15 protein-coding genes are annotated in these 12,300 nt (G+C 74.5%); 10 read left to right on the plus strand and 5 right to left on the minus strand.

Translation table 11 applies throughout. The features are described from left to right. Positions 1–297: pyridoxal-phosphate dependent enzyme (locus ABD067_RS20860; protein WP_343897322.1), on the plus strand; the 297-nt coding region annotated here is incomplete at its 5' end. A 22-nt stretch (positions 298–319) separates the two neighbouring features. Here the strand turns inward: ABD067_RS20860 and ABD067_RS20865 are convergent. Continuing rightward, entirely contained in the window at positions 320–1,777 is a 1,458-nt protein-coding gene (locus ABD067_RS20865) for an MFS transporter (RefSeq protein ID WP_343897323.1), read from the minus strand. A 45-nt stretch (positions 1,778–1,822) separates the two neighbouring features. On the opposite strand from ABD067_RS20865, the gene ABD067_RS20870 reads away from it, so the two are divergent. Beyond that, complete coding sequence (locus ABD067_RS20870) at positions 1,823–2,278, plus strand: MarR family winged helix-turn-helix transcriptional regulator (protein ID WP_343897324.1); 456 nt, start codon at positions 1,823–1,825, stop codon at positions 2,276–2,278. On the opposite strand, the gene ABD067_RS20875 is transcribed toward ABD067_RS20870, so the two are convergent. The 3 genes from ABD067_RS20875 to ABD067_RS20885 form a co-directional block, all read right to left on the minus strand. Then, a complete protein-coding gene (locus ABD067_RS20875) occupies positions 2,275–2,652 on the minus strand; it encodes a cupin domain-containing protein (RefSeq protein ID WP_343897325.1) in 378 nt (125 codons plus the stop codon). The two genes, ABD067_RS20870 and ABD067_RS20875, sit on opposite strands and share 4 nt — an antisense overlap. Before the next feature lie 78 nt (positions 2,653–2,730). Then, positions 2,731–3,534, minus strand: coding sequence for an undecaprenyl-diphosphate phosphatase (locus ABD067_RS20880; protein WP_343897326.1), 804 nt, complete (start codon positions 3,532–3,534; stop codon positions 2,731–2,733). Between the two features lie 170 nt (positions 3,535–3,704). Continuing rightward, positions 3,705–4,808 (minus strand): TRAP transporter substrate-binding protein, encoded by a 1,104-nt coding sequence (locus ABD067_RS20885; RefSeq protein WP_343897327.1) that lies wholly within the window; start codon positions 4,806–4,808, stop codon positions 3,705–3,707. A gap of 149 nt (positions 4,809–4,957) precedes the next feature. Here ABD067_RS20885 and ABD067_RS20890 point away from each other — a divergent pair, with 149 nt between their 5' ends. The 7 genes from ABD067_RS20890 to ABD067_RS20920 all read left to right on the plus strand — a co-directional run bounded on the left by ABD067_RS20890 (position 4,958) and on the right by ABD067_RS20920 (position 11,348). Further along, positions 4,958–5,407 (plus strand): hypothetical protein, encoded by a 450-nt coding sequence (locus ABD067_RS20890; RefSeq protein WP_343897328.1) that lies wholly within the window; start codon positions 4,958–4,960, stop codon positions 5,405–5,407. Between the two features lie 116 nt (positions 5,408–5,523). After that, entirely contained in the window at positions 5,524–6,612 is a 1,089-nt protein-coding gene (locus ABD067_RS20895) for a DUF305 domain-containing protein (protein WP_343897329.1), read from the plus strand. 59 nt (positions 6,613–6,671) lie between these two features. Further along, positions 6,672–7,076, plus strand: coding sequence for a copper resistance CopC family protein (locus tag ABD067_RS20900; RefSeq protein ID WP_343897330.1), 405 nt, complete (start codon positions 6,672–6,674; stop codon positions 7,074–7,076). Further along, on the plus strand, positions 7,073–7,963 hold the full coding sequence (locus tag ABD067_RS20905; RefSeq protein ID WP_343897331.1) for a CopD family protein: 891 nt from the start codon (positions 7,073–7,075) through the stop codon (positions 7,961–7,963). Before ABD067_RS20900 ends, ABD067_RS20905 begins: the two co-directional genes overlap by 4 nt. A gap of 103 nt (positions 7,964–8,066) precedes the next feature. Beyond that, the gene (locus ABD067_RS20910) at positions 8,067–9,170 is read left to right on the plus strand and encodes a TRAP transporter substrate-binding protein (protein WP_343897332.1); all 1,104 of its coding nucleotides are present in this window, start codon (positions 8,067–8,069) and stop codon (positions 9,168–9,170) included. Between the two features lie 182 nt (positions 9,171–9,352). After that, positions 9,353–10,684: a TrkH family potassium uptake protein gene (locus ABD067_RS20915; protein ID WP_343897333.1), complete on the plus strand. Its 1,332-nt coding sequence runs from the start codon at positions 9,353–9,355 to the stop codon at positions 10,682–10,684. Beyond that, the gene (locus ABD067_RS20920) at positions 10,677–11,348 is read left to right on the plus strand and encodes a potassium channel family protein (protein ID WP_343897334.1); all 672 of its coding nucleotides are present in this window, start codon (positions 10,677–10,679) and stop codon (positions 11,346–11,348) included. Before ABD067_RS20915 ends, ABD067_RS20920 begins: the two co-directional genes overlap by 8 nt. Before the next feature lie 46 nt (positions 11,349–11,394). On the opposite strand, the gene ABD067_RS20925 is transcribed toward ABD067_RS20920, so the two are convergent. Further along, entirely contained in the window at positions 11,395–11,808 is a 414-nt protein-coding gene (locus ABD067_RS20925; protein WP_343897335.1) for a DUF4149 domain-containing protein, read from the minus strand. A 224-nt stretch (positions 11,809–12,032) separates the two neighbouring features. On the opposite strand from ABD067_RS20925, the gene ABD067_RS20930 reads away from it, so the two are divergent. Continuing rightward, the coding region (locus tag ABD067_RS20930; RefSeq protein WP_343897336.1) for a hypothetical protein at positions 12,033–12,300 on the plus strand (268 nt) is incomplete at its 3' end.

The raw sequence follows: 12,300 nt of genomic DNA on the forward strand, positions 1-12,300 counted from the left end.
CGCCCGGTGCCGGCGCCGGTCGGCGGCGCGGCCGCGGACTCGCTCGGCGCCCGCCAGATCGGCGCCTTGGCCTTCGCCGTGGCGCGGGAGCGCGTGGCGGCGTCGGTGCTGGTGCCGGACGCCGCGATCCGCGCCGCGCAACGCGCGCTGTGGGACGCGGCGCGCGTGGTGGCGGAGCCGGGCGGCGCGACGGCGCTCGCCGCGCTGCTCTGCGGGGCGTGGAAAGCGCCGGCCGGGGCGCGCGTCGGCGTCCTGGTGTGCGGCGGCAACTGCGACCCGGGCAGCGTCGCGGGGTAGGGCGGGGCACCGCCCCCGCTCTTCATCGCGCGTCGGCGGGCGCCAACCGGGGCGGCGGAGCGTCGCCAACGGCCGGCCCCGCTTCCGGCGCGCCGAGTTGGCCCTCCAAGCGCCGCAGCGGGAAGGTGCAGGCGAAGGCCAGCACCGCGGCGCCGAGGACCAGCAGCCCCGGCGCGTCCGCCCGCCCCGTGGCCCGCACCAGCCACGTCGCCGCCAGCGGCCCGAGCGCGCTGAAGATGACGGCGCCGAGGTTCATCGAGAACGCCACGCCGCTGAAGCGCACCCGCGTCGGGAACAGGTCGGCCAGGATCGCGGCGAAGGTGCCGTGCGTGAAGCAGGCCGACAGGCCGATCAGCGCGAACAGCCACGGCAGCGGCAGCGAGCGGTCCACCATGGCCGCGTAGGCCGGCATCGCGCCCGCCGCCAGCACCACGCAGCCGACCCGGAACACGAGCCGCCGCGGCACGATGTCCGCGACCCAGGTGGCCACCACCAGCGAAACGGAGGTGACGGCCACCGCCACGTTGATCGCGGTGGCGACCTGCGGCGGCGGGTAGCCGAGCGAGCGAGCGAGGTAGGCGCCGGTGTGGGCGAACAAGAGGCCGTTGAAGGCCGCCACGACGCCGGTGGCGCCGATGCCCGTCAGGATGCGGGCGCGGTGGTTGCGGAACAGGTCGGCCAGCGGGTCGCCGGGGTCGTTGCCGGAGGCCCGCAGACCCTCGACCCGCTCGCGCATCCGCAGGAAGTCCGGGCTCTCGGCCAGCGAGCGCCGCAGCCACCAGCTCGCCAAGCCGAGCACGCCGCCGAGGACGAAGGCCACGCGCCAGCCCCAGGCCGCCATCTGCCCGCCGTCCAGCGTCGCGTGCAGCGCCTGGCTGACGCCGGTGGCCAGCAGCACGCCGGAGGACACGCAGCCGAACACCAGCCCGCAGGCCAGCGTCGCCCGGTGCCGCGGCACCGATTCGACCGCGTAGGTCAAGGCCCCCGGCAACTCGCCGCCGAGGCAAAGGCCCTGCGCCACGCGCAGCAGCACGAAGGCCGCGGTGGCCGCGACGCCGGCCTGCTCGTAGGTCGGCATCAGCCCCATCAGGAGCGTCGCGCCCGACATCGCCAGCAGCGAGAGCAAGAAGGAGTGGCGCCGGCCCACCCGGTCCCCCTGCCGCCCGAACAGCAACCCGCCGATCGGCCGCGCCAGGTAGCCCACCGCGAACACCGCCAAGGTCTGCAATTGCGACACCAGCGGATCGCCGGCAGGGAAGAACGCCGCGCCGATGTAGGCGCCGAACACGCCGAACACCACGAAGTCGTAGAACTCCAGCGCGCCGCCGAGCGACGAAAGGAACACCACCCGCAGCGCCGCGCGGTCCACCCCGCGGCGCCCAGTCGCCGCCGCTGCCGCCTGCTCGCCCATGCCGTCGTCCTCCCCGTGCGGCGCGCCCCCGGCCGCTTCCGGCCGCGCCCCGCCGCCGTCCCGCGTCACGGCACGGCGCTGGCGCGGCGCGTGTCCCCGCCGCAAAATGCGGCCGTGACGCCCGAGCCCGGTTCCACCTTTTTCAAGTTCGTGCTGCTGGTGAACCTCGTCGCCCGCCCGTTCGCGCGCGTGCACGAGCGCGCGTACGGCCTGCGCCTGGCGGAGTGGCGCGTGCTGCGCGCCCTCGCCGCCCGCCCGCGCGGCGCCACAGCCGGCGAACTTGGCGAGGAACTCGGCATGGACAAGATGGCCGTCAGCCGCGCCGTGCGGGCGTTGGAAGCCGCCGGCCGGCTGGTGCGCCGCCCGGACCCGCGCGACGCCCGGCGCATGACCCTGGTGGCGAGCGATGCCGGGCGCGCGCTGGTGGACGCCATCGAACCCCAAGGCCGCGCCCGGGAAGCGGCGCTGCTGGCCGAACTCACCGAAGCCGAGCGGACGGCGCTGGACGCGCTGCTGGACCGGCTGGTCCGCCGCGCCCGCGCGCTGCCGGACCCCGACGCCACCGGCTAGAAGCCGTACGGGTCGGCGCGGCGGACGCCGCCGTCGAGCCACGACACCGGCCCGTCCGCCCAGGCGAGGAAGCGGACGCCGAACTCGCTCGACACCGTCGCCTCCGCCCCGGGCTCCAGGACCACGAAGCTGCCGCCGAGCGCCCGGAGGTCGCCCACCCGCACCTCGCCGCCGAGCACGAACCACTCCACGGGCGCGGAAAGGGCGTGCGCGGGGATGGCAGAGCCCGGCAGCAGGTGGAGCAGCGCGAGCCGCCGGTTCTCGCCGATGATCCGGTGGTCGAACACCAGCCGGCGTGTGAGGCCGCCGATGCCGGTGGCCAGCGCCGGCAGCGCGGCCACGTCGGTGACGATGTCGGGCGGCACCTCCGGCACCTATTCGTAACCAATGTTACGGCATTTCCGTCACGTACGCCAGCCGCCGGCCATGCGGCAGAAAGGCCGCCAATCGCCTTACCGCGAGTACAGCACCGCCAGCATCAACGACCCCAACGCGATCCGGTACCACCCGAAGGGCGCGAAGCCCGTGCGGCTGATCACCGCCAGCACCGTCCGCACCGTGACCAGCGCCACCAGGAAGGCGGTCAGGAAACCCACCGCGATCAGGTCGAAGCCTTCCGGCGTGATCTCGTCCCACGACTTGAACAGGCTGAACGCGGTCGCGGCCAGCATGGTCGGGATGGCCAGGATGAAGGAGAACTCCGCCGCCGTGCGCCGGTCCACTCCGATCAGCAGCGCGGCGATGATGGTGGCCCCCGACCGCGAGGTGCCGGGCACCATCGCCAGCACCTGCCCGAAGCCGATCAAGAGCGCCGCCAAAGGCCCGATCTCCGGCACGGACTCGATGGTCGGCTTGGGCCGTAGCCATTCGATCAGGATGATGACCACGCCGCCCACGATCAGCGCGACCGAGACCACGAACGGGTTGAACAGCCTTTCGGTGATCGTGCCGTGCAGGGTGGCGCCGATGACCATCGCGGGCAGGAAGGCCAGCAGGATGTTGGACACGTAGTCGCGCGCCCGCCCCGGCCGGCGCATCCCGCGCGCGAGGCTCCACAGCATCTTCCGGTAGATCCACACCACCGCGAGGATGGCGCCGAGCTGGATGGAGATCTCGAACGCCTTGCCCGGCGGGCCGCGGAAGCCGATCAGGTCGCCGATCAGGATCAGGTGCCCGGTGGAGGAGATGGGCAGGAATTCGGTCAGCCCCTCCACCACGCCCATCAGCAGGGCGGAAAACAACGCGACGGGGTCCATGGCGGGGAAGGGCTCCGGGTTCTGTCGGGCCGCGCGGCCGGCCGGCGGCGCGCGGGGGCGACGGACCGGGCCGGATGGGCCGACCCGTCCGGGGCCGTCCTATACCGGCGCCGCCGCTCCCCGGCCACCCGTCCGCGCGCCCGGGGCCGACCCGGCGCGCGGGTGTGGCCTCACTGCCGCTGCGCCGCCGCCGGGAAGGCGAAGTTGTCGAAGGAGTTCTCGGCGACGCGGAACCACTGGTACTGCTCGTCGCGGTAGGCGCGGTAGGCGGTCCAGATGCGGCGGAAGCGCTCGTTGCGGCTTCCCATCTCCTCGTAGAGCCCGTGGGCCTCGCGCCAGGCGGCCTGGAGGACCTCGCGCGGCCAGAAGCGGAGCTGCGCGCCGGCCGCGACCAGCCGGCGGAGCGCCTGCGGGTTCAGGTGGTCGTAGCGGGCCAGCATGTCGGAGTCCGCCTCGGCGCAGGCCACCTCCAGCGCCGCCTTGTAGGGCGCCGGCAGCGCCTCGAAGGCGCGCTGGTTGATGATCAGGTGCAGGTGCGCCCCGGCCTCCCAGAAGCCCGGCGCGTAGTAGTTGCGGGCGACGCGGACGAAGCCGAGCTTCTCGTCGTCGTGGGGCCCGACGAACTCCACCGCGTCCAGCGTGCCGCGCTCCAAGGACGGGTAGATGTCGGCCGCGGCAACCTGCGTCGGCACCGCGCCCAGCCGCTGGAACACCTGCCCGGCGAGACCGGCGATGCGGAACTTGAGGCCGCGCAGCTCCTCGATCGTCTTGATCTCGTTGCGGAACCAGCCGCCCATCTGCGCGCCGGTGTCGCCTGCCGGGAAGCCGACGAGGTTGTAGTCGCGGAACAGCTCCGCCGCGAGCTGGTCGCCGCCGCCGTGCTTCAGCCAGGCGAGGTTCTGCCGCGCGTTCAGGCCGAAGGGCAGCGCGGTGAAAAAGGCGAAGGCCGGGTCCTTGCCGATGTAGTAGTAGACCGGCGTGTGCCCTGCCTCGATGGTGCCCGCCTGCACCGCGTCCAGCACCTGCAACCCCGGCACCACCTCGCCCGCCGGGAAGAAGCGGATCTGGAAGCGGTTCTCCGTCAGCGCCGCCACGCGCTGCGCGAGGCGCTCGCCGGTCCCGAACAGCACGTCCAGGTTTCGCGGGAACGCCGAAGACAAACGCCAGCGCACCTCGGGGCTGGATTGGGCGACGGCGGGGGCGGCGAGGACGAGCGGCGCGGCGGCGGCGGTGCCGGCCGCTGCGGCGCCCAAGAGGGCGCGGCGGCGTTGCATCACTGGTGTCTCCCTTTCGGCGGCGCCGTGTGTAAGGCGGCGCGGGAAAAGCGGAAAGGGCGGCGGCGGCCTTGACCTTCCCACGATGGGAAGCCGTATGTAGGGAACCGGCGCCTGCGGTGGCGGCGCAACGGGTCAGGAGGTCCGGCGTGGAGAAGGGGCGGGCCGGTCAGGTACGGGGGCGCGCTGAACCGCCGGGCCGCGCGCCATGGTTCCTGCGGATCGCAGCGCGCCTTGTCATCGCCCTCGCCGTGCTCGCCTTGCCGGTCGCCTCCCCTCCGGCGATGGCCGGCGCCGGCGGCCGCGACCATCACCACGCGGTGGCGTCCGACTGCGACGCGGCCGGCCCTGCCGCCGCGACGCCCGCGTCCCATCGGGGAGGGCACCGGGACGGCGACGGGCACCACGCGCCCGCGACCGCCGCCGCGTGCTGCCCCGCGTCCCAATGCCCGGTGCCGCTCGGGGCCTTGCCGCCGACGCCGGCACGGGCCTCGCCGCTCGCGGGCGGTCGCGGCGCCGCTTTCGCCACCGGGCCGCGCCTCCAGGGCTTGGACGGCCCGCCCGCCCTGCCGCCGCCGCGCGCCGCCTCGACCGCCTGACGCCGGGAGCGCCAGCGGCGCGTTCCGGCATGGAGCGACACCGCACGCCCGCCCCGCCCGCCCGAGGCCACGCACGCGCCACCGGGTCGGGGCGGCATCGACAAGGACGAACGACGATGACCACCACACGCAACAACAACGCCGCGCGGCGCGCCCCGCCGCGTCGCTTCCTGGCCGCCACCGCTGCCGCCGCCGGGTTGGCGCTCGCCGCCACCCCGGCGCTGGCGTCCATCGAGGAGAACTACGCGGCCGGCGAGCCGCCGGTCACCTCCACCTGGTTCGCCCCGGTCTCGGACGCGGCGCAGCGCGCCGACCGCGACTACGTGGCCGGGATGCGCCCCCACCACGCGGGCGCGCTGTCCATGAGCCGCGAGTACCTGGCCGACCCCGGCCGGAGCAGCCCGCTGCTCCAGGCGCTGTCGCGCGCCATCGTCGCCAACCAGACCTTCGAGATCGGCATGCTCGACGAGGTCGGGCGCAACCTCGACCGGCCGCCGCTCCGGCTGCCCTTCGGCATCAGGCTGCAGCCGGTGGCGACGGAAGGCCTGACCGGGGCGCAGCGCTTCTTCAAGGAGCCGATCCCGTCCGAGGCCACCTACGCCGCCGGGCCGGTGAGCGAGCGCGACGTGCTCTTCGCCAAATCCATGATCATGCACCACGAAGGCGCGGTGGAGATGGCGCGCGGGTACCACGCGAACGCCGACGCGCGGAACGGCTACCTAGGCCTGATGAACGTGGACATCGTCACCGACCAGACGCAGGAGATCGCGCTGATGCGCCGGGTGGTCGCCGCCTACCCGGGCGACGCGAACCTGGTGCGGGTGGACCCGTCCATGGTCCACGGCATGGAAGGCATGAAGCACGGCGGCCACGCGGCGACGGCCGCCGCCCCCCCGGCAGCGCCCGCGCGCGCGGCGGCGGACGGCGGGCACGCCCACCGCCACGGCGGCGGCGATTACGCCGCCCACGGCCGGCACGGTGAACACCACCGCGCGCACCACGGCGGCAACGCCGCCCATGGCGGGCACGGCGGACACCACAGCGCCGGAGCCGCCCGGGCCGCCGCCCCGGAGGCCGCCGCGGCGAGGCCGCAACCCCGCCCGGCGCAGCGTCCCCGGCCGGCGGCGGCGCAGCGGACAGACGGCGGGACCGCCGCCGGGCGTGGCGGTCACCAGCACGGCGGCCACCACGGACACCACCATTGAAGCCACGGCGATCGCCTCGGCCCCTGCGGCCGGGGCGGCCGTCGGAGAACCGAGGAACCATGATCGGACTCGACTCGTGCGGGAGGCGGCGCGCGACCGCCGCCGCCGCCATCGCCCTCGCGGCGTGCGGCGCCACCGTCCGTTCCGCGCTCGCCCACGCGGACCTGCGCGCGTCCGAACCGGCCGAAGGCGCGGCGCTGCCCGCCTCGCCGGACCGTATCGCGCTCCTGTTCACCGAGCCGATGCGCGTCACCTCGCTCCGCCTGCTCGACGAGGCCGGGCAAGAGCGGCCGCTGCGCCGCGAAGGCCCGCGCACGGGCGCGGCCGCCGAAACGCGCGCCAGCCTGCCCGGCCCCCTGCCGCCCGGCGCCTACCGCATCGAGTACCGCGGCCTGTCCGCCGACGGTCACGTGGGCGGCGGGGCCGTGCGCTTCCGCGTGGGGAACGGCGGCGGCGCCCGTTGACGCCGGCCGCCCTGCTGGCGGGCGACCCGGGTGGCGGCGCCGCGTCGGCGATCGCCGTCCTGCTGCGGGCCGCCCACTACGCCGGCAGCCTGGGAGGGGCCGGGCTGGCCTTCTTCGCGCTGCTGTTCGGCGCGCGGCCGGAAGCGGCCGGCGACTCCGCCCGGCTGCGCCGATGGACGGTGGGCGCCGCCCTGTTCGGCCTCCTCGCCGGCGCCGGCCACCTCGCGGCGCAGGTCTGGGCGCTGACGGCCGGGGAAACGCTGGCGGATGCGGAGGTCTGGGGCGTGGTGCTCCTGTCGCGGGCAGGCGCGTCCCACGCCGTCTGCGCCGCCGGCCTGCTGCTCCTCGCGCTCGCCGCGGCGGCCCGGGCGCATCCGGCCGTCGCCGCGGCGGGCGGCGTCCTGGCTTGCGCGAGCTACGCCCTGGCCGGCCACGCCACCGAAGTCGAGCCGTGGCCCTTGGGGGCGGGCTTGGTGCTGCTCCACCTCCTGGCGGTCGCCTTCTGGATCGGCAGCCTGCCGCCGCTCGCCTGGGCCGCGCTGCGCGAGGGGGCCGCGGCGGCGCGGCTGGTGCGGGACTGGGCGCGCTCGGCCGCTTTCGCCGTGCCGGCGCTGATCGCGGCGGGGCTGCTGCTCGCCGCGCTGGTCGGGGGAGGGCCGGAGGGCCTCCTCTGCTCCCGCTACGGCGCGGCCCTGGCCGCGAAGCTCGCGCCGGTGTCGGCGCTGCTCGGCTTGGCCGCGTGGCACCGCTTCCGCTCCACGCCGGCGCTCGCCGCGGGCGCGCCCGGGGCGGGCCGCCGCTTGTCCCGTTCCATCGCGGCCGAAGCGGCGGTCGCCGTTCTCGTGCTCTGCGCCACGGCGCGGCTGGTCTCGACCCCGCCGCCGTGACGCCTCCCGCGCCGGGACGGGGCGCCTCCCGCTGTTGCCCGGCGGCCGGTTTGCCCGCAAGGCTGTCGGCGCAAGCGCCGTCCGAGCGCGCGGAGGAACAGGCATGGATCGTCGCAATCTCGTCGTGGGCGGGGCGGCCGCCGCCGCCGGTGGCGGCGCCCTGTTGGCGAGGCCCAACCTCGCCAACGCGCAAGGGGCGCCGCGCATCCGCTGGCGCTGCCCCAACAGCTTCCCCAAGACGCTGGACACGCTCTACGGCGCCGCCGAAATCGTGTCGCGCCGCGTGGCGGAGATGTCGGACGGCGCCTTCCAGATCCAGGTGTCCGGCCCCGGCGAGATCGTCCCCGGCTTGCAGATCCTGGACGCCGTTTCGCAAGGCTCGGTGGAGTGCGGCTTCACCTCCTCGCTCTTCTACTTCGGCAAGGACCCAAGCCTCGCCCTTTCCACCACCCTGCCCATGGGCATGCCCAGCCGGACCATGTTCGCATGGCTGCACTACGGCGGCGGGCGCGAGCAACTGCGCGACGTGTTCCGCGACCAGGGCGTCCATTGCATCCCCGCCGCCTGCACCGGCGCGCAGATGGGCGGCTGGCTGAAGCGGGAGATCCGCACGCCCGACGACATGAAGGGGCTCAAGTTCCGCATCGCCGGCCTGGGCGGGGCGGTGATGCAGAAGCTCGGCGCCGTGCCGCAGCAGATCGCGCCGAGCGACATCTACCCCGCGTTGGAGCGCGGCGTCATCGACGGCGCCGAGTACATCGGCCCCTACGACGACGAGAAGCTCGGCTTCGCCCGGATCGCGCGGTTCTACTACTACCCAGGCTTCCAGGAGGTCGCGCCCTCCACGGATTTCCTGGTGAACGCGCGCGCCTGGGACGCGCTGCCGGCGACCTACAAGGGCATGCTGGAATGCGCCGGCGTGGAAGCTTGGCACGCCACCGCGGCGAAGTACGACGTGCTGAACCCGCCGGCGCTGCGGCGGCTCATCGCGGCGGGCACGCAACTCCGCCCCTACCCGCGCGAGGTGATGGCGGCGCTCTACAAGGCCGCCCAGGAACTCTACGCCGAACTCGGCGAGCAGAACGCGCGCTTCAAGCGCATCCACGAGCACTGGGACAAGTTCCGCGTGGAGCAGGGCCAGTGGTTCCGGGTGGCCGAGGATTCGGCGACGAACTTCCTGGCGGCGGCTTCGGCGCCGCCGAGGTGAGGCGGGCGGGCCTGCCGGTGGACGGTGGAGGCCCGCGCCAGCGGCCCCGCCGGGCCATCGCCGCGCCGCGGACGCCGCGCCGGGAGCCGGAGGGGAGCGCGGCCCGTGGCGCTCGGGTGCCTGTCGGGATGGCGAAATAGATCCGCCCTCTATCCGCCCTCGGGGAGGTGAAAGGGGCCGCGTTGCCACGCACGCTTCAGCATCCGGCCCGGTTGGTGCCGCTGACCTTCCTCCTCGCCATGGCGCTGGGCACCTGCCTGTTGATGCTGCCGGCCGCCCGCGCCGGCGATGGCGCGGCCCCCTTCCTGACCGCGCTCTTCACCGCGACCTCGGCGGTGTGCGTCACCGGGCTGATCGTCGTGGACACGCCCAACTATTGGTCGGGCTTCGGCCTGGGGGTCATCCTGGCACTGTTCCAGGTGGGCGCCATAGGCATCATGAGCGGGGCCACGCTGCTCGGCCTCCTGGTCGCCCGGCGCCTGCGGCTCAGCACCCGCTTGGTGGCGCACGCGGAAACCCGCTCCCTGGCGTTGGGCGACGTGGCTGAAGTGCTGAAGCTGGTGGTGCTGGTCACGGTCGCCGTCGAGTTGGCGACGGCCGCGGCCCTGACGCTCCGCCTGCGCTTCGCCTACGGGGAGCCCTGGGCCGAAGCGGCCTGGAACGGGCTGTTCCTCGCGGCCTCCGGTTTCAGCAACGCCGGCTTCTCCACCTACTCCGACAGCCTGATGGGCTTCGCGCGCGACCCGCTCGTCCTCGTCCCGATCATGGCGGCGGCGGTCCTAGGCGGGATCGGCTTCCCGGTCCTCCACGACGTGCGCCGGAACCCGCTCCGGCCGGTCCGGTGGTCGCTGCACAGCAAGATGACCCTGTTCGGCACGGGGCTGCTCTTGTTCGGCGGGGCGGCCGCGGTGCTGGCCTACGAGTGGGGCAACCCGGCGACCCTCGGGCCGCTCGGCCCGGCGGACAAGCTGCTCGGCGCCGCCTTCCACTCCGCCATGACGCGGTCCACGGGGTTCAACGCCGTGGACACGGGGCGGATGGAACCGGGCAGCCTCGCCGTCACCTACGTCCTGATGATGGTCGGCGGCGGCAGCGCCAGCACCGCCGGGGGCGTGAAGGTGACGACCTTCCTCGTGCTCGGGCTGGTGGTCTGGGCGGAGATCCGCGGCGAGCCGGACGTCAGCGCCTTCGGGCGGAGCATCCCCAAGGAGGTCCAGCGGGAGGCGCTGACGATCGCCCTGCTGGCCATCGCCTTCGTCGGCTTGGCCACCCTCGCCCTGCTGACAGTCACCGACCTGCCGCTGGACGACGCGCTGTTCGAGACCGTTTCCGCCTTCGCCACCGTGGGGCTCTCCACCGGCGTCACCGCCGAGCTGGGGCCGGCCGGCCAAGGCATCGTCGTGGCCTTGATGTTCCTCGGCCGGGTCGGGACAATCACCGTCGCGACCGGCCTAGCGCTGCGATCCAGGCGGAGGCCGTACCGCTATCCGGAGGAGCGCCCCATCGTTGGCTAAAGCCCCGTCCCTCATCAGCAACAACGTCGCCGTGATCGGCCTCGGCCGGTTCGGCGGCGCCGTCGCCGAGACGCTCGTCCGCCTCGGGCACGACGTGCTCGGCATCGACGAGGACGCCGAGGTGGTGCAGTCCTGGGCTGACCGGCTCACCCACGTCGTCCAGGCGGACACGACGAGCAGCGACACGCTGCGGCGCCTCGGCGTGCGGGATTTCGACCGGGCCGTGGTGGGCATCGGCTCCGACATCGAAGCGAGCGTGCTCACCGTGCTGGCGCTCAGCGAACTAGGCGTGAACGACATCTGGGCGAAGGCGCTCAGCGAAAAGCACGGGCGCATCCTGGAGCGCACCGGCGCCCATCACGTGGTCTTCCCGGAGGTCGCAATGGGCCAGCGCGTCGCCCACCTGGTGACCGGCAAGATGATGGACTTCATCGAGTTCGACGACGGCTTCGCCATCGTCAAGACGCGCGCCCCGCGCGAGGCGGAGGGCAGGACGCTGGCCGATTGCGCCCTCCGCTCCAAGTACGGCGTCACCATCGTCGGGGTGAAGCGGCCGAAGACCGACTTCGCCTACGCCAGGCCCGAAACCGCGGTCCAGCAGGGCGACCTGCTCATCGTGTGCGGGCCCACGAAAACCGTGGAGGCGTTCGCCGCCGTCACCTGACCGCGCGCGGGCCCGCTGGCGTCCGCCCCCCCCAGGCCGGCCGGCCTCAAGCGAAGCGCAGCACCACCACCAGCGCCACTAGCATCTGCGCCACGTTGACGAGCACGGAAAGGCGGTGCGCCCGCGCGAAGCCCGCTTTCGCCCCCGCATCGCCGTTCTGGGCGGCGTCGGACATGGCGTTGATGCGCGGCATCAAGCCTTGGCGCAACCAAACGGTGCTGGCGGCGACCAGGCCCAGGCCCAGCGCGTCCGGCAGGCGGAGCGGCAGCAGGGCCAGCGCGCCCGTCGCGGCGGAAGCGATGACCCAAAGGTAGTAGGCCGGGAAGAGGCGGCGCACGAAGCGCCCGGCGGCGCCGGCCGGCAGCGCGGTGAAGACCAGCGGCGCGAGGACGGCGGCGAAGAAGGCCATGCCGCCGAGCAGCAGGGCGGCGGCGAGGAGCGCGACGGCGGAGAGGATCATGCGGCGGCGCAGATGGCCCCGCCGCCGGGGGCTGCCAAGGCTCCGCCGCGGCTTGGGGCGGGGCGCGAAGAAGCGCTTCCCATTTCATCGCTAAATTGTAATAGTTATCAAAGAAGATCGAAATTTGGGCGCTCGGCGCCGCCGGGCCGTGGCGGGGCGCCAGCGGCCGCGGCGGCGGTCGGGCCGGTTGGTTGGGGTGGCCGCGACCTATGGCATCAGCAGGCATGGCGTTCGCCGATGACGCGGCGGAGCGTACCGAGGGCGGCGCGAGGGTCGTCGCGCCCGACGCCCCGGACCCCCGGGTCCGCCAACTCGTGCGCGCCGCCGCGCACGCCGCGGACTGCGGAGCGGCCGTCTTCTACAAGGGCGCCGGTCCGGTGTTCAAAGCCGTGGCCGGCTTTGGCGCGCCCGACGCGCCCGGCGCCCTCCGCCTCCGCGGGGCGGCGTCCGGGGCCGCCGACGAGGACGCGGACGCCCTCGCCGCCGCGGGCC

Source organism: Craurococcus roseus, from assembly GCF_039523795.1.
GTDB lineage: Bacteria > Pseudomonadota > Alphaproteobacteria > Acetobacterales > Acetobacteraceae > Craurococcus > Craurococcus roseus.

Bases quoted from the DNA above. Each gene is read 5' to 3' on its own strand.
- ABD067_RS20880 (WP_343897326.1), bottom strand. From the start codon at position 3,534: ATGGACCCCGTCGCGTTGTTTTCCGCCCTGCTGATGGGCGTGGTGGAG.
- ABD067_RS20885 (WP_343897327.1), bottom strand. From the start codon at position 4,808: ATGCAACGCCGCCGCGCCCTCTTGGGCGCCGCAGCGGCCGGCACCGCC.
- ABD067_RS20895 (WP_343897329.1), top strand. From the start codon at position 5,524: ATGACCACCACACGCAACAACAACGCCGCGCGGCGCGCCCCGCCGCGT.
- ABD067_RS20900 (WP_343897330.1), top strand. From the start codon at position 6,672: ATGATCGGACTCGACTCGTGCGGGAGGCGGCGCGCGACCGCCGCCGCC.
- ABD067_RS20910 (WP_343897332.1), top strand. From the start codon at position 8,067: ATGGATCGTCGCAATCTCGTCGTGGGCGGGGCGGCCGCCGCCGCCGGT.
- ABD067_RS20925 (WP_343897335.1), bottom strand. From the start codon at position 11,808: ATGATCCTCTCCGCCGTCGCGCTCCTCGCCGCCGCCCTGCTGCTCGGC.